Genomic DNA, 16873 nt, shown 5'->3' with positions numbered 1-16873 from the left:
CTACTTCCTTTTACATAGCCTGTGATAACTCAACTACTAATTGGCTCATACTATTAAACTTAATTTTGGGACTACTCCTGGTAAATAGCCACCTCTGGCTCTTGCCCGGCTACCCAGGCTCCGCGGTACATACCTTCTGAATTAAAAGGCATCGCTACTTCGCCAGTGGCACTTACCCCCACTAGCCCACCTTCGCCCCCGCTCTCTTTCAGTTTTTTGTGCACCACCAGGTCAGCAGCTTCAGTTAAGGATAATCCTTTGTACTCCATAAGGCAGGAAATGTCATACGCCACCACATGCCTCATGAAGTACTCGCCGTGGCCGGTACAGGAAATAGCGCACGTACGGTTATTGGCATAGGTACCGGCCCCAATAATAGGAGTGTCTCCTATGCGGTTAAAGTTTTTGTTTGTCATTCCACCCGTGGAGGTGGCTGCCGCCAGGTTCCCCTGCCCGTCAACGGCTACTGCTCCTACTGTCCCAAACTTCTTGTCTTTGGTTTCAGAGTGGTCCAGCATGTATACGTTTGAATCCCGAAGGGCCTGCCATTGCTCATGCCGTTGCTGCGTGAAGAAGTAATCATCTGGTTCAAAAGCAATTCCCTGATTTCGGGCAAACTCCTCGGCCCCATGTTGGCACAGAAACACGTGGTCTGAATGGTGCAGAACCTCACTGGCGAGCAAAATAGGGTTCCGCACATTCCTTACTCCTGTCACGGCGCCGGCTCCCAAAGTTTTACCGTACATGATGGCTGCATCCATTTCATGCCTTCCCTGTTTGTTGAATACAGAACCCCGGCCGGCGTTAAACAAAGGGCAGTCCTCCAGTACCACCACGGTCGCTTCCACGGCACGTAAGGCATCTCCCCCGTCCCTTAAAATTTGATAACCTATGCTTAAGGCTTGCTTCAGGGCCTGGCGGTATTCACGGTCTAACTGAGGAGTTAAAGAGGCTCTGGTGATGGTTCCGGCTCCTCCGTGCAGGGCAAGGGCAAATGGGCGTTTGGTATCCATATAGGGGTTTTTCTATAGAGTAAAGGCAAGATTTTAGGCCCTCCAACTCAGCTTAAGCTTGTGCCAGAATGGAAAAGCACGTTGATAAATTTAAGTCTGGCTGGTGGAATCTTAACCCTCTATTCTTTGTATATTTGTAGAGTTTTCTTTACTAATCTATTAAATTTATCACCTATGTCTTTTGATGTACAGGGAAGATTGCACGAAATCTTTGACGAAACCCAAGTGAGCGAAAAATTCCGTAAACGCGAATTCGTTTTGGAGATTCCAGACGGCTCTTATACGCAATATGCCAAGTTTCAGCTTACCCAAGACAAGTGCGGTATTCTTGACAACTACAAAACAGGCGATGAAGTAAAGGTTGCCTTCAACCTGAGTGGAAAACCCTTCACTAAGAATGGCACAACCATGTACTTCACCAACCTGCAGGCTTGGAGAGTAGAGCACGCCGGTAACGCGGCCCAGCCTCAAGCGTCAGGAAATCCCTATGCCCAGCAGCCGGTTAAATCCAGCTCGTCTTTCATCAGCGATGACATGGACAACGATCTTCCTTTCTAAGGAATTTTCTTCTGAAGCTATCATAGAATGCGGCCTCCCAAGGGCCGCATTTTTTATGTGCTTCTCAAACCCCTCTCCCCGGAAGACAGCGAAAATGTTAAATTTTCCGTAGTCCCCTTTAGCCAGTTAATCTGGAGCAGTAGCCAACATGACAACACCCACAGACCAACGGATTATAGTGATCACCGGCGCAAGTTCCGGTATAGGCAAAGCCACCGCAGAAGCCCTCGCAAATGAAAAGGCGCAGATCATTATGGTGTGCCGAAACGAGCAGAAGGGTCAGCAAGCCATAGCTGACATTCAGCAGAAAAACCCTGAGGCCAAGCTTCACCTCTATCTGGCTGATTTGTCTTCCATGCAGCAAGTAAGGCAGCTGGCTGATAAACTGAAAAGAAATTTCCCTGTCATTGACGTGCTCATCAATAATGCCGGTTTGATTCCAGGCATTCAGCAGACGACGGTAGACGGTTGGGAATTGGCCTGGGCCACCAACCACCTGGCTCCTTTTCTGTTGACTAACCTGCTGATGGACCAATTAATTGCCTCGGAGCAGGGGCGCATCATAAACGTCACATCTGAAGCCCACCGCTTAGGTCAGATAGATTTTGACCATGCCGGTAGGCCTCAGAAGTACAGCGCCATCACTGCCTACGCAGATTCCAAACTGGCCAACATCCATTTTACCTATGAACTTGCCCGCCGCACCGAGTTCACCAATGTCACGGTCAACTGTTTGCACCCCGGGGTGGTGGCTAGTAGTTTTGGAGAAAACAGCAATTTCTTTATCAGAAACTTCTTCCGGTTTAGCCGGTTTTTTATGAAAACTCCCGCCAAAGGAGCCCAGACAACGGTGTACTTAGCCACGTCTCCGTACGTTAAAATGATAAGCGGAAAGTACTTCAAAGACCAAAAACCAGCCAGATCTTCCGCCGATTCTAACAATTCCCATATAGCCCGTCGCTTGTGGGACATCAGCGCTGAACAAACCGGGTTTTAACCTGTTTTCCTGATTTCACCCCTTAAACCATTACGTCTTTTTTATGCAAGAAATGTACTTGTTGATTCTTCAGGGGGAAAGCGAGACACTTGAATTTAAAAAAACCATTACCCACCCCGCCCGCATTGCCCGTACGCTGGTTTCTTTTGCTAACACCCGGGGCGGCCAAATCCTGGTAGGTGTTCAGGACGACGGCACGGTTTGTGGCGCAGATCCCGAAGAAGAGAAGTACTCCCTTGACATCGCCATCAACACCTTTTGTGACCCGCCGGTGGAGGTCATCTATGAAGAAGTAGACATGGACGAAGGCACCGTACTGAAAGTGATCATCCCGGAAAGTGTATTGAAGCCTCACCTGGCCAAGGTAAAAGAAGATGACTGGCGCAGCTACATCAGGGTGAAAGACGAAAGCGTACAAACGAGCAAACTCGTAGAGAAGTCGCTCACGTTGGAACCCGCCACGGAGACCATTGAAGAAAAAGTGGATTACCAGCAGGAACGTATCCTGGAACTGCTAAGAAAGTACCGCAAGCTCACCATCAAAGATTTCATGCACATGGCCAACCTCTCAAAACAGCGAGCCAGACGGTTGCTGGTGTTTATGGTGCTACAAGGCCAGATACGCATGCATGACAAAGAAAAAGAGCCTTTCTACACTTTAAGCTAAACATAATACTACAAAGCCAGCTAAATAAGTAATTAGAGCAATTACAATATCCTTTACCTCTGCCGGCACTACAGGGTTTATTTCACTTTTACTCGAGGCTACTCTTATGCTACTTTGTTTATAGCAACAAAAAAAAAAGAATCACTGCTTCTTTCCTTTCACGTTTTAGTCTACTTTTCTAAAATTACCCTCAAAAAGCTTACATCTAATTCTAGAACAAACGTTAGGCTGAAATACAAACTAAAGAAGCAATCCTGTATCTTTGACAGATCGAAAATTCATCAAACTAACAGACATGCAAGCATTAAGAGGAACAGGTGTGGCCTTGGTAACTCCTTTCAAAGCCGATCTTTCCGTTGACATAGACGCTTTTGGCCGGTTGATTGATTTCAATCTGGGCAATGGCGTAGACTATTTAGTCGTGAATGGCACCACTGGTGAGTCGGTGACTACCTCCCCGGAAGAAAAAGCCCAGTTGCTGGCTTTCGCGAAGGAACGCATTGCAGGGCGCAAACCCCTGGTCTATGGTTTAGGCAGCAATGACACAAATTATGTGCTGGAGCAGATCAAAACCCTTAATTTCACCGGCGTTGCCGCTATTCTTTCTGTTTGCCCCTACTACAACAAACCCTCTCAACAAGGGGTTTTCCTGCATTACACCGCGATTGCTGATGCCTCTCCGGTACCAGTGATTCTGTACAACGTTCCCGGCCGAACCGGCATTAACATGACGGCCGCCACTACGCTGCGGCTCGCCCAGCACCCCAACATCATAGGGACGAAAGATGCCAGCGCGAACATGGAACAATACATGATCATCCTGGAAGAAAGACCAGAAGGGTTCCTGGTGATCAGCGGCGATGACATGCACACCGTTCCGTTAATTTCGGTAGGTGGAGACGGCATCATCTCCGTATTAGCCAACGCGTTTCCTAACCGCTTCAGCCGCATGACGCGCCTTGCGCTGGAAGGAAACTTTGCTGCAGCAGGTGCCTTGCAACGCTCCTTCGGGAAAATCAACCCACTCATGTACGAAGAGGCAAACCCGGTTGGTGTGAAACTAGCCCTGCAACAAGCCGGCATCTGCGATCCTTACGTGCGCCTGCCCTTGGCTCCGGCCTCTGACAGTCTGGTACAAAAGGTGCAGGAAGCCGCCGCTCCTCTATTAAAGTAAGCGCTTTCAAGCCCCTTTTCAGAAAACAAATGAGAGACAGCTCGTACCTTTTACTAATACTTTGCTTTCTGATGAACCTTACGGTGGTTGCGCAAACAGCTACAACTTCAGGGGAAGCCATTGAACTGGCAACTGAGAAAGGTGCCATAAAAGGCACGCTGTTGACTCCTGCTCCGGGGAAGCAAGTCCCGGTGGTGCTAATCATCTCTGGCTCCGGTCCTACTGACCGCGATGGGAACAACCCGGCCATGAAGAACAACAGCCTGAAAATGGTGGCCCAGGCGCTGCAAGCCCAGGGCATTGCCTCCGTAAGGTTTGACAAGCGCGGCATTGCCGAAAGCAAAGACGCGGCGGGCTCTGAATTTGACATGAGGTTCGACCATTTTGTGCAGGATGCCGCAGCTTGGGTTCAGAAGCTGAAGAATGACAAACGGTTCAACAAGGTGGTGGTGTTGGGCCACAGCGAAGGTTCACTGATTGGCATGATAGCCGCACGCCAAGGCCAAGCCGATGGTTTCATTTCCGTAGCCGGGGTTGGGCAAACCGCAGACAAGGTCATCAGGGAGCAACTGCAGGCGCAGCCCCCAATGGTGAAAGATGCCGCTTTACCCATTCTGGACCAGCTGGCGCAAGGCAAAGCAGTGACGGAAGTGAACCCGATGTTGGCAGCCCTGTTCAGACCAAGCATTCAGCCGTATCTTATCTCCTGGTTTAAGTATGACCCGCAGGCGGAATTACGGAAGTTAACCGTACCAGTCCTGCTGGTACAAGGCACCCAAGACTTACAGGTAAGCAGAAACGAAGTTCAGTTGCTGGCCGCAGCCTCACCAAAAAGCAAAATGGTAGAAGTGGAGAACATGAACCATGTACTCAAAGAAACCACCGCTGATCGTAACGCCAACTTCAGCACTTACTCCAATCCTACCCTCCCGCTGGCCGCTCCACTGATGCCACCAGTGGTAGCTTTTGTAAAAACCTTAAAATAATTTACCCCAAAAAGCAGAATCCCGTTCTGAGGCCAATTTGATGAAAATGGCTTCAGAACGGGACTCTGCTTTTACAACTAATCAGATTACCAGCCGCTGGTCAATACATCAGCAATGTGCATTACCTTAATGGGTTTGTTCTGCTTTTTGTTATACGCCTCCAGGTGCATGAGGCAGCTGGTATCCGTGGAGACGATGTACTCAGCTCCGGTGCTGAGGGCGTTCTCCACTTTCTGCTCGGCCATGGCCACTGAGATGGACTCAAATTTAGCGGCAAAGGTGCCTCCAAAACCGCAGCAAGTTTCGGTTTCGCGCATTTCAGTGAGCTCCAGGCCTTGCACCATTTCTAATAATCTGCGGGGTCCTTCCTTAATTCCGCACTCACGAAGGGCGCTGCAGGAATCATGGTAGGTAACTCTTGCATCCAGGCGGGCACCTGGTATCTCTTTCACCTGCAGGACTTCTGTCAGGAACTCTGTTAACTCCAGCACCTTACGCTCCATGGCACGGTAACGCACAAAATTAGAAGAAGTCACGAAAATATTGGAGTAGGCGTTCCGGATCATGCCCACGCAAGACGCCGAAGGTGCCACAATGTAATCACTATCTTCAGAGGAGAAATCCTCCAGAAACTTATCGGCTACCTGGCGACACTCCTTCTGGAAACCAGCATTGTAGGCAGGCTGCCCGCAACATGTTTGATTGGTGTTGTACCGCACCTTGCAGCCCAGGGCCTCTAACAGTTTCACCATGTTCCAGGCCGTTTGCGGGAACAGTTGGTCTACAAAACAAGGAATAAAAATATCTACTACCGGCTGTGGCATCTGGTTTAAAGCGAATGGAAAACGTGCGACGCCTGATTCAGGGACCTGGAAAGCGCCTCTTGGTTTAAATTCAAAGGTACTCCTTTCTCCTGTAAGTAGGAGATCATTTTCTCGGTGGGCATGTTGCCTACTAAGTCATCTTTGGCCATGGGACAACCACCGTAGCCCAGTAACGCCCCATCCATACGGCGGCAGCCACTTTCATAGGCGGCCTCCACTTTCTCCCGCCAGGTACTCGGGCTGGTATGCAAATGCGCCCCGAATTCAATGTGCGGAAAGGCTGGAATCAAAGTGGAGAACAAGGATTTAATGGTACCCGGATTAGAAACCCCGATTGTGTCTGACAGAGAGATGATCTTAATGCCCATCTCATCCAATTTTTGGGTCATCTCCCCTGCCAGCTCCGGCTCCCATGGCTCCCCATAAGGGTTGCCAAAACCCATGGAAAGGTACAGCACCAGTTCTTTGTGATGCTGCCCGCAAAGGTCCTGCATCTGGGCTACTTCTACTAAAGCTTCAGAAATGCTTTTGTTCGTATTCCGCTTCTGGAACTCCTCAGACAAAGACAGCGGGAAACCAATGTATTGAATAGGCGCATGTTCTACGGCCTGCTGTGCACCCCTAACGTTGGCCACAATGGCCAGCAGCTTCGTTTGGGAAACGGAGGTATCTAATTGCGCCAGCACCTCAGCCGTATCACGCATCTGCGGAATTGCCTTGGGCGAAACGAAAGACCCGAAGTCCAGAGAATCAAACCCTATCTCTAGCAGGGTCTGCAGGTACTTGACCTTTTCTTCCGTAGGTACGAACGCTTGCAAGCCTTGCATGGCATCTCGGGGGCACTCAATTATTTTCATAGCGTGGGTTCTGGTTTGAAACAGCTCCTGCACAGGGCAGCAGCTGTTTAGTTATATCGCCTATCTTTGGCCTGTTTGTAGAGCCGTTTCAGGTAAATAACCTGTAAACACGTTTACTACATTTTACACCCATAGGTACACGTTACAATAATACTAAATGAGTGCATCACATGCCGTAATATTCGTGCAGGACCCGGTTCTGCAGACCTTGGTTCTAAACTCAGCTCCTATTGAGCTGGCTTCTACTCCAAGGCCCATCTACGAGGCCTTGTTCAGCTCGGTCATTTCCCAGCAATTATCGGTAAAAGCGGCGGCCACCATTAAAGCCCGGTTTCTGGCCCTTTTCCTAGAAAACTACCCAGAACCTAGTTTGGTGCTTTCCCTTCCGGTTGAGGTGATGCGGGCCGCGGGATTATCAAGGCAGAAGATCAGCTACCTCCAGAATATCGCTCATCACAAGGAAGCAGGAAACCTGGAAGACTCAGATCTGGTGCACTTACCAGATGAGGAGTTAATATCCAGGTTAGTCCAGATAAAGGGAATTGGCCGCTGGACTGCTGAAATGATCCTGATGTTCGCGCTTCATCGGCCCGATGTCATGCCCGTGGATGACTTGGGTATCTACAACGCTATGAAACGCCTGTACCAGTTTGAAGAGACCGGGAAAGTCGCTAAAGCGAAGATGCTGCAGCTCTCAGAAAGCTGGCGACCCAACCGTACCCTCGCCTGCCGGTATCTGTGGCGGTCCTTAGACAATGCACCGGAAGTTAGCTCTGCGTCTTAAGGTGTTTAACTACTTGTTTTGAGAAAACTGAGTTAAAATAGCTGGCTTTAGATTACCGTACTTTCTGCCGCTTAATCAAATAGGCCTGCAGCACCTTGTCTATGGGTTCGCGCAGATCAACTGAAACAAGGTCAATGCGGTACTGACCGCAGCGGAGCTTGAGTTCGTTCTTGAACTGCTGCATGGCCTTGACATACTCTTCCCGTATCTCGGCCGGCTGTACTTTGATTTTCTCTCCGTTCTCCAAGCCCTGGAACATGAAAGGCTTGTCAGGGAATTTAAATTCTTCCTCGGTTTCTGCGTGGGTAAAATGAAACAACAGTACCTCGTGCTGCTGGTGCCGCAGGTGTTGCAAGGCCAGAAAAATCTCGTCCAATTGTTCGTACTGGCTTAGTAAATCGCTGAACAGAATCACAAGGGAACGCTTGGGCAATTGCTGTGCGATGTGGTGCAGCATGGACGCTACTCGGGTTTCCTTCTGCGGAGGGGCTGGTTTCTGCAACTGCTGCTGAAGGGCAAGCAAAATGGTGTGCAAATGTGCTCCGGTAGATTTTATAGGCGTTTGGGATTCAATCTGGTCTGAGAACGTGGTCAGGCCCACCGCATCGCGCTGTTTCTGCAGCAGCGTGGCAATGGCAGCGGCACTCAGGACGGCATAGGCCAGTTTGCCGTAATTATGCGTGGGGTAATACATGGAGCCAGACACATCCAGCAGCAACTGACAGCGAAGGTTGGTTTCTTCCTCGTACCGTTTCACAAACAACTTTTCGGTGCGGGCATAGACTTTCCAGTCCATGTGACGGGTGCTTTCACCAGTATTATAAAGCCGGTGTTCAGAAAACTCCACCGAAAAACCATGGTAAGGCGATTTGTGCAAACCGGTGATGAACCCTTCTACCAGGCGCTTGGCCAGAAACTCCAGGTTCTGGATGTTCCGGACACTGTCTAAATCCACGTTAAGTCTGCTCATACTACCTTGTTTCTGTATAATGATTCCGCTTTAGCGGCTACTAAGATTTACTTGTTTTTAGCTGAATCAGCTCCTGCTTTTTGCTATTTAGACGAGCCACCTCAATGGTAACGGCCATCTTCTAAGGTGAAGTACGCATGGTACATGCATTTACTCCAACCAAGAACCTTTTTGAAATTTTTAGCTCAATTTTCCTTCAAAGCAACCAGTATGCAAACCCTGTATCAGGCAAATCCCTAGAGCTCATATGGAGGTTTTAGCACCTTCCAAATCCAACTTCAAATTGTATCAACTCCTTTAATCTTAATTGTTTACTACAAGTAAATCTTAAATTTTAGGAAGATGTTATAATTAATTTGTTTTTTTCAATGGTGATATTGACTATTACAAACATTAATAAATTTGAATTTAGCTATTAAAATTAACAGCAAAAATTTTTAGATGTGAATCAGTTGCTTTAAATTGGCTACTTCAAATAAATAAGTAACCTTCAAGTTATGGTGGAAGAGAACAACGACAAAGCAGAAATCTACTCGCAGAGAGTAAGGGCAGGAAAGCGCACCTATTTCTTTGATGTGAAATCAACCCGCTCCAATGATTATTACCTGACAATCACAGAGAGCAAGAGAAAATTCAAGGACGACAACTACTCTTACGAGAAGCACAAGATTTTCTTGTACAAAGAAGACTTTGCCAAGTTCCTGGAAGCGTTGCAGGACACCGTAAACCATGTAAAAGGTGAGTTATTGTCTGAAGAGGCATTGGCAGAACTGGAGCGCCTGGAACACGCTGAAACTGAAGCTACGATGGACGAAGAACTGAAGTGGGAATAGCCTGCTCCCAATTCTCCTCAAGCTCATGCCTCGCGTGAGCTTTTTTTACGCCAACTCTTTTCCTCTTTTTGCCCCTTTATAGCTAAAACGGCTACTAAACGGGTACCTTTATCCTATGCACTTTACACTTCTGGAAGGTACAACCGCTGACATTTTTCACAGTAGTAACAGGACCGGGCCGGCTTCCCTATGTTCCCCTTCAGGAAAGGTGTGTGGTCCCGGGGGCAGATTTTCTTTCTGTAAGCTTGCCAGTTCTGCAGAACAGTATCTTCCCTAATCCACTCCAGGTACTCATAGCTAAGTTGAACACAAACGGAAATTAATTGCTTACTCTCCAGCACTGGTATTTCCCCCACCAGGCTCTCCGGGTGAATGCGTCTTCTGAACAAGGCATCGTTCTTGATTCCGTTCCCCACCCCGGCCAAAATAGTCTGATCCAGCAGCGCATCACAAATTAGCCTCTGAGGTTTCCGGTAGAGTTTCTCTATAGCAGCATCTATATCAAAGGAAGCATGCATTACGTCTGTACTCCAGTCATACAAACTATCTAAGGGTTCCTGAATAAACTTGATGTCACTTGCATAGAAGTTAATTTCCCCTTCTTCAAAGGTCAGCCTTAATTGCAGTTCTCTGTTAACCGTACCGTTTATGGCATATTTTCCGAAAAACATCAGGTGAATACGAATTGCAAAGTCAGGGAAACAAAAGAACAGCTCCTTTCCAAAGGTCTTTATGCTCTCCAGTTCCTGGTTAAATAGTCGGTCAAAAGGCAAAACTTTTACACTACCCTCGGCTTGAAGAACAAGCTGGCCAACAAATTGCTCCGTTTGCTCTTTCAGGAAAACCATTTGTGGAGCTTCAGGCATTCTTTTGGGGTTAAATGAAGCTGAGTAAAAGGGTAAGCTTAATATAATGAAAGATAAACACTGGCTTAGTTTGCAGACTACCAAGCTAAGCCAGTGTTTAAGAAAGCGCTAATGAAGCATAGGTAAGGCGTGTTTTTCTTAAAATGCGCAAAAAGCTACACATTCAGATTGCCCATCTGTGGAGCGGCATACCGAAGACCGGCGGCAATCCCTTTAGGCGCTATAAACTCAATCTCTTCCAACTCCTCCAGAGAAAGTGAAACCTGCAGGGCTCCCATATTTTCTTCTAAATACTTTCTTCTCTTGGTACCGGGTATTGGAACAATGTCCTCACCCTGCGCTAACAACCAGGCCAACGCCAATTGAGAGGCAGTACAGCCTTTTTTACTAGCGATCTCTTCAATTTTCTTTACCAGGTCAAGGTTCTTCTGGAAATTCTCTCCCTGAAAACGCGGAGAATGTCTTCTGTAATCATCTTCCGGAATATCTTCCAACGTTTTGAACTGCCCTGTCAGGAAACCCCTGCCTAGTGGGCTATAAGGCACAAACCCAATACCTAACTTCCGGCAGGCTGGAAGGATCTCGTCTTCCACATCACGGCTCCAAAGTGAATACTCGGTTTGCAGCGCACTGATGGGGTGCACACTGTGGGCTTTAGTTATAGTGGCAGCAGAGGCCTCTGACAAACCTAAGAACCTCACCTTCCCTTCTTTCACCAGTTCAGCCATGGCACCTACGGTTTCTTCAATGGGGGTTTGTTTGTCCACCCGATGCTGGTAGTACAAGTCAATGTAGTCAACCCCTAATCGCTTGAGGCTGGCCTCACATGCTTTACGCACGTATTCGGGCGTGCCGTTGATGCCCATAAAGTTGCCTTGTTCATCGCGCACATTCCCGAATTTAGTAGCAAGGATTACTTGGTCGCGTCTGTCTTTAATGGCTTTTCCCACCAATTCCTCATTGGCTCCTACCCCATACATGTCGGCGGTATCCAAAAAGTCTATGCCCAAATCCAAGGCATGATGAATAGTGGCGATTGACTCCTGGTCGTCCCGGTTACTGTAGAAGTCTGACATGCCCATGCACCCCAAACCAAGCGCAGAAACAGTAAAGCCTTGGGTACCTAATTTTCTTTTCTCCATAATATCAATGGTTTCTTTTGTTTTCAGATCATCTAAATCCGATGGCTGCCTAAGCTGTTACTTAACTGGAAGCACACAACTTTTGAGTGCTTCCCTATACTCTCCACCCTCAGTAGACATAGGTATCAATAAGGTATACTTTACGAGCCCTTCTGTTTTGTGGCTGTTCTTTCAAAACAAGGCTTAAAATACAAGAGATGGACAACAAGATAATGCGGGTACATGCCTGATTTATAGAAAGTATTTTTATCTTCAATACCTCTACTAAACCCAGATATATGGTAATAAAAAGACTCTTGCAAATGACGGTGCTGGGTAGTGCCTTGTGTACGTTGCCTGCCACGGCACAGGCACAGGGAACGCGCCTCCTTCGCCAACCCACCATCAGCGCAAACCATATCGCCTTTGTGTATGCCAACGATATTTGGATAGCCGACCGGCAGTCCAACAATACCAACCTGGGCTTCGCCCGAAGGCTGACCTCTGATGAAGGCGCCGAAACAAACCCGCACCTCTCCCCAGACGGAAAATGGCTGGCCTTTACCGGGCAGTACGACGGCAATACCGATGTGTACCTAATTCCGGTGGAAGGCGGCCAACCGAAACGCCTGACCTGGCACCCGGGCAATGATGATGTCACGGGCTGGTCCCCAGACGGCAAATCGGTGCTGTTTGTCTCTGCCCGCGACGGGCACCCTACCGCCAATTCTAAATTCTTCACGGTTTCTGTAAACCAGGGAATGCCCGAGGCCCTCAAAATACCGCAGGCGTCTAACGGAGAGTTATCAGAAGATGGGCAGTTTGCGGCTTACCAGCCCATCACCTTCTGGGACCCTGAATGGCGAAACTACCGCGGAGGGCAGGCTCAGCCTATCTGGATTGTAGACCTGAAAACCTATGCACTGCAACAAACGCCTCAGGCAAACAAAGAGCGGCACACCAGTCCGGTTTGGATGGACGGCATTGTGTACTTCCTGTCGGAACGGGATTACGCCAACAACATCTGGTCTTATAATCCGAATACCAAAGAACTAAAGCAACATACCTTTCACAAGCAGTTTGACACCAAGAACCTGGATGCTGCCGCGGGCATGCTGGTGTATGAACAGGCAGGCTACCTGCATCTGCTTAACCCCAAAACAAACGAAACCAAGCAACTCACCATTGAAGTGCGCGGCGACTTTGACTGGGCCCGGCCCCGTTGGGCAGATATTACGCCTACTCAGCTGACCCATGCTTCTTTAAGCCCCGGCGGAAAGCGCGCCTTGTTTGAAGCTCGAGGCGAGGTATTTACAGTTCCCAAAGAAGAGGGCGATTGGCGAAACATTTCCCATAATCCGGGAGCCGCCGACCGCTACCCTACCTGGTCACCGGACGGTAAAAAGATTGCCTGGTTTTCTGATGCCAGCGGCGAATACCAGCTTATGATTGGGGATCAGGAAGGCCTGACCAAACCCCGCAGCATCGCCATTCCCAACCCTACTTTTTTCTTTAAGCCCGAGTGGTCGCCCAACAACCAGTACATCGCCTTCACAGACACTGATTATAACCTTTGGTATGTGGAGGTAGCCTCAGGCAAAATAAAGAAGGCCGACACCGAAGGATATGCGCACCCAGACCGCACCCTGAACCCGGTGTGGTCACCAGACAGCAAATGGCTGGCCTATACCCGCCTGCTGCCAAACCAGTTCAAAGTGGTGAAGGTGCACAACGTAGAAACAAACCAAAGCCACCAGCTCACCGATAAGATGGCCGACGCCCTCTCTCCGGTGTGGGACGAGAGCGGCAAGTACCTGTACTTTCTGGCCAGCACCAATTACGGCCTGAACACCGGCTGGCTGGACATGAGCAGCTATGACCGGCCCGTCACCCGCAGTTTATACATGATTGTGTTGTCCAAAGACACGCCTTCGCCACTCCTGCCCCGCAGTGATGAAGAGTTGGCTCAAACTGAGGAAACCGACCCGAAGCAACCTACCACCGGCCTACAGGAAACTCCACCGCAAAAGAAAGGACAGGAGCCCAGAACCAGAAGCGGCCAGAAAGGCGAAGCCAAAGTAGTAAAACCCTTAGTGCAGGTGAAGATTGACATGGAAGGTCTAAGTCAACGCATTATCCCCATTCAGGTACCGGAGCGTAATTACACAGCCTTGCTTGCCGGACCCGAAGGTCAGGTCTTTTACCTGGAAAGTGTGTTGAACCAGGAAGGAGAAAACCTGCACAAGTACAGCCTGAAAGATGTAAAGTCTACCGAGTTCCTGACTAAGGTGATGGACGCTTCCATTTCCTTTGACCGGAAGAATCTGCTGTACCGCAGCGGCAGTACCTGGAGCATTGTGCCCACGGCTACCGTGCCAAAAGCAGGCGAAGGTAAATTGAAACTGACTGACCTGAAGGTGAAGGTAGACCCAGCCGCCGAATGGAAGCAGATCTTCAGGGAAGGCTGGCGCTACCAACGTGATTTCCTGTACGTGAACAATGTACACGGGGCTCCCTGGAATAAAATTTACGAATGGTACAGCCCGTGGCTAGAGCATGTGAAGCACCGGTCAGAACTCCATTATTTGATTGACATTCTGGGTGGTGAAGTTTCAGTAGGTCACTCCTACACTTCGGGTGGTGATTTCCCTGAGGTGAAACGGGTACCAGTAGGTTTATTAGGCGCTGATTATGAAGTAGACAAAGGCTTTTACCGCATCAGCAAGATTTACAACGGAGAAGCCTGGAACCCAGACCTGCGTGCTCCGCTCCGGGCTCCGGGCCTGAACATCAAACCCGGAGACTATATTCTGGAAGTAAATGGCGTTCCGGTAAAAGCCCCGGAAAACATCTACAAATCGTTTGAGGCAACTGCCGACCGCCAAACCGTGCTGCGCATCAACAGCAAACCAACTTTGGAAGGCTCACGCATGGTCACGGTAGTACCCATTCCTAGTGAAGCAGGTCTCCGCCGGATTGCCTGGATTGAAGGCAACCGCCGCAAAGTGGACGAGCTTTCGGGCGGCAAGTTGGCCTATGTGTATGTGCCCAATACGGGTCAGGGTGGCTATACTTCCTTTAACCGGTATTACTTCGGGCAACAGGACAAACAAGGCGCCATCATTGATGAACGCAACAACGGCGGGGGCTCTGCCGCCGATTACATGGTAGACATTATGGGCCGAGAGCTGCACGGGTACTTCAACAGCAAGGTAGGCGACCATCGGCCATTCACCACCCCAATGTCCGGCATCTGGGGGCCAAAGGTGATGATCGTGAACGAAATGGCGGGCTCTGGCGGAGACTTGCTGCCTTATTTGTTCCGGAAAATGGAAATTGGACCTATTGTAGGTACCCGTACCTGGGGTGGGCTGGTAGGTACCTGGGACACCCCTCCTTTTATTGACGGTGGCCGCATGGTGGCACCCCGCGGTGGTTTTGTGGATGCGAACGGGGAATGGGCCGTAGAGGGCGAAGGCGTAGCCCCAGACATTGAGGTGCTAAACAAACCCGCTGACGTAATTGCCGGGAAAGACCCGCAACTGGAACGCGCCGTGGCTGAAGCAATGGAACTCCTGAAAACTAAAGAAATAAAACTTAAACCTGAACCCGCTGCCCCTGTAAAGTGGCGCCGACCAGAAGGCTGGGAAAAAGAAGCAGGATCTTCTACTAAGTAAGTAATTAAGTAAGTCTATCCTATTTTAAGCGGCTGTTCTTGATAGAGCAGCCGCTTTTCATTTCGGCTTTTAATTGTTTTGGGACTGCTTTTCCAAAAATCAACAAAAAATACCTTTTTAAATTGGCGCTTCCAGCCTGCGTCTGAAGGCTTTTACTAATATGGCGGTAGACCGGTAAGGAATCTGTATATTTGCACCCGCTTCTAAAAAAGAGTCTTAGGTATATTATATCGGACCAGAAGCAGATACATCAACCTTGAATTTAGACCAACCTTATTAATATGGGACTTCGTTGTGGAATAGTGGGTTTGCCAAACGTAGGTAAATCTACGCTGTTCAATGCCTTGTCAAATGCCAAAGCCGAATCGGCTAACTACCCTTTCTGTACTATTGAACCCAACGTGGGTGTCATCACCGTGCCAGATGAACGCTTGAAGACGCTGGAAGAGTTGGTGAAACCAGAGCGTGTGCTCCCTACCGTCATGGAGTTTGTAGACATTGCCGGTTTGGTGAAAGGCGCCAGTAAAGGCGAAGGCTTAGGCAACAAGTTCCTGGCCAACATTAGGGAGGTAGATGCCATCATCCACGTGATCCGATGCTTTGACGACCCTAACATTGTACACGTGGCGGGCGGTGTTGACCCCGTGTTTGACAAAGACGTAATTGACACTGAGCTTCAGCTGAAAGACCTGGAGTCCATTGACAAGAAGATTGCCAAGGTGGAGCGTACCGCCAAGTCTGGTGATGCCAAGGCTAAAAAAGAGTTTGCCTCATTGCAACGCTTCAAAGAACACCTGGAAAGCGGCAAGAACGCCCGCTCCCTTGACTATTCTGAAGAAGACCTGGAGTCTGTAGAAGACTTGCAGTTGCTGACCATTAAGCCAGTGATCTATGTGGCCAACGTTGATGAAGAATCTATCCTGACTGGCAACAAGTTCTTAGATGCGCTGAAAGATCACGTGAAAGACGAGAAGGCCCAGGTAGTAGTGATTTCTGCCGCCATAGAAGAGCAAATCGCTGATTTCACAGAGCCAGAAGAAAAGGAAATGTTTCTGGGCGAGTACGGCTTAAAAGAGTCTGGCTTGAACCAGTTGATCAGAGCTTCCTATGCTTTACTTGACCTGGTTACTTATTTCACCGCCGGACCAAAAGAAGTTCGTGCCTGGACCATCCGGAAAGGTTGGAAAGCACCACAGGCCGCCGGTGTCATTCATACTGACTTTGAAAAAGGCTTCATCAGAGCTGAAGTAATCAAGCTCAAAGATTACGTGGAGTACAAAACTGAAGCTAAAATCAAGGAAGCCGGTAAAATGGCATTGGAAGGAAAAGATTACGTTGTGCAAGACGGTGATATCATGCACTTTAGATTCAATGTGTAAGAATAGATAAATTGTTAGAAAAAGGAGGGCATTACAACCCTCCTTTTTTTATAACTTCTCTAATAAAATCTCCATTTTTATGAAATTCCCGATCCTCACATTTAAAAGGAATAAGTACAAAAAGGCATAATAAATTTAACTTTTATAAAAATTAAACGTCTCATATA

The 16873-nt window shown here is 48.7% G+C and carries 15 protein-coding genes; 9 read left to right on the top strand and 6 right to left on the bottom strand.

From position 1 onward, the window contains the following. Positions 1–71: 71 nt before the first annotated feature. Positions 72–1013 (bottom strand): isoaspartyl peptidase/L-asparaginase family protein, encoded by a 942-nt coding sequence (locus DC20_RS17540; protein WP_062545019.1) that lies wholly within the window; start codon positions 1011–1013, stop codon positions 72–74. A gap of 174 nt (positions 1014–1187) precedes the next feature. Here DC20_RS17540 and DC20_RS17535 point away from each other — a divergent pair, with 174 nt between their 5' ends. From DC20_RS17535 to DC20_RS17515, 5 genes are all read left to right on the top strand, one after another. Beyond that, a complete protein-coding gene (locus DC20_RS17535) occupies positions 1188–1571 on the top strand; it encodes a DUF3127 domain-containing protein (RefSeq protein WP_062545018.1) in 384 nt (127 codons plus the stop codon). 148 nt (positions 1572–1719) lie between these two features. Continuing rightward, positions 1720–2568, top strand: a complete 849-nt coding sequence (locus DC20_RS17530) for an SDR family oxidoreductase (protein ID WP_062545017.1) — start codon at positions 1720–1722, stop codon at positions 2566–2568. Between the two features lie 43 nt (positions 2569–2611). Next, positions 2612–3235 (top strand): RNA-binding domain-containing protein, encoded by a 624-nt coding sequence (locus DC20_RS17525; RefSeq protein WP_062545016.1) that lies wholly within the window; start codon positions 2612–2614, stop codon positions 3233–3235. 295 nt (positions 3236–3530) lie between these two features. Then, positions 3531–4409, top strand: a complete 879-nt coding sequence (gene dapA / locus DC20_RS17520) for a 4-hydroxy-tetrahydrodipicolinate synthase (RefSeq protein WP_062545015.1) — start codon at positions 3531–3533, stop codon at positions 4407–4409. A 71-nt stretch (positions 4410–4480) separates the two neighbouring features. Further along, positions 4481–5395, top strand: a complete 915-nt coding sequence (locus DC20_RS17515; RefSeq protein ID WP_062546028.1) for an alpha/beta hydrolase — start codon at positions 4481–4483, stop codon at positions 5393–5395. 86 nt (positions 5396–5481) lie between these two features. Here DC20_RS17515 and DC20_RS17510 read toward each other — a convergent pair whose 3' ends face one another. Next, positions 5482–6219 (bottom strand): (Fe-S)-binding protein, encoded by a 738-nt coding sequence (locus DC20_RS17510; RefSeq protein WP_062545014.1) that lies wholly within the window; start codon positions 6217–6219, stop codon positions 5482–5484. A 5-nt stretch (positions 6220–6224) separates the two neighbouring features. Continuing rightward, a complete protein-coding gene (locus DC20_RS17505) occupies positions 6225–7076 on the bottom strand; it encodes a hydroxymethylglutaryl-CoA lyase (protein ID WP_062546027.1) in 852 nt (283 codons plus the stop codon). A 157-nt stretch (positions 7077–7233) separates the two neighbouring features. On the opposite strand from DC20_RS17505, the gene DC20_RS17500 reads away from it, so the two are divergent. After that, positions 7234–7860: a DNA-3-methyladenine glycosylase family protein gene (locus DC20_RS17500; RefSeq protein ID WP_062545013.1), complete on the top strand. Its 627-nt coding sequence runs from the start codon at positions 7234–7236 to the stop codon at positions 7858–7860. 52 nt (positions 7861–7912) lie between these two features. Here the strand turns inward: DC20_RS17500 and DC20_RS17495 are convergent, their stop codons facing one another. Beyond that, positions 7913–8830, bottom strand: a complete 918-nt coding sequence (locus tag DC20_RS17495; RefSeq protein WP_062545012.1) for a DUF58 domain-containing protein — start codon at positions 8828–8830, stop codon at positions 7913–7915. Between the two features lie 500 nt (positions 8831–9330). Between DC20_RS17495 and DC20_RS17490 the strand changes: the two genes are divergently transcribed. Beyond that, a complete protein-coding gene (locus DC20_RS17490) occupies positions 9331–9663 on the top strand; it encodes a DUF3276 family protein (RefSeq protein WP_062546026.1) in 333 nt (110 codons plus the stop codon). 122 nt (positions 9664–9785) lie between these two features. Here the strand turns inward: DC20_RS17490 and DC20_RS17485 are convergent, their stop codons facing one another. Together DC20_RS17485 and DC20_RS17480 are read right to left on the bottom strand one after the other, a co-directional pair. Then, the gene (locus DC20_RS17485) at positions 9786–10529 is read right to left on the bottom strand and encodes a hypothetical protein (protein ID WP_071885496.1); all 744 of its coding nucleotides are present in this window, start codon (positions 10527–10529) and stop codon (positions 9786–9788) included. A 155-nt stretch (positions 10530–10684) separates the two neighbouring features. Then, positions 10685–11671, bottom strand: a complete 987-nt coding sequence (locus tag DC20_RS17480; protein ID WP_062545010.1) for an aldo/keto reductase — start codon at positions 11669–11671, stop codon at positions 10685–10687. A gap of 278 nt (positions 11672–11949) precedes the next feature. On the opposite strand from DC20_RS17480, the gene DC20_RS17475 reads away from it, so the two are divergent. Together DC20_RS17475 and ychF are read left to right on the top strand one after the other, a co-directional pair. Continuing rightward, positions 11950–15327 (top strand): S41 family peptidase, encoded by a 3378-nt coding sequence (locus DC20_RS17475; RefSeq protein WP_083470370.1) that lies wholly within the window; start codon positions 11950–11952, stop codon positions 15325–15327. Positions 15328–15608: 281 nt separating this feature from the next. Beyond that, entirely contained in the window at positions 15609–16706 is a 1098-nt protein-coding gene (gene ychF, locus DC20_RS17470) for a redox-regulated ATPase YchF (protein ID WP_062545008.1), read from the top strand. Positions 16707–16873 lie beyond the last annotated feature (167 nt).

The organism is Rufibacter tibetensis (genome assembly GCF_001310085.1).
GTDB lineage: Bacteria > Bacteroidota > Bacteroidia > Cytophagales > Hymenobacteraceae > Nibribacter > Nibribacter tibetensis.
This window is presented reverse-complemented; position numbering and strand designations above follow the sequence as displayed.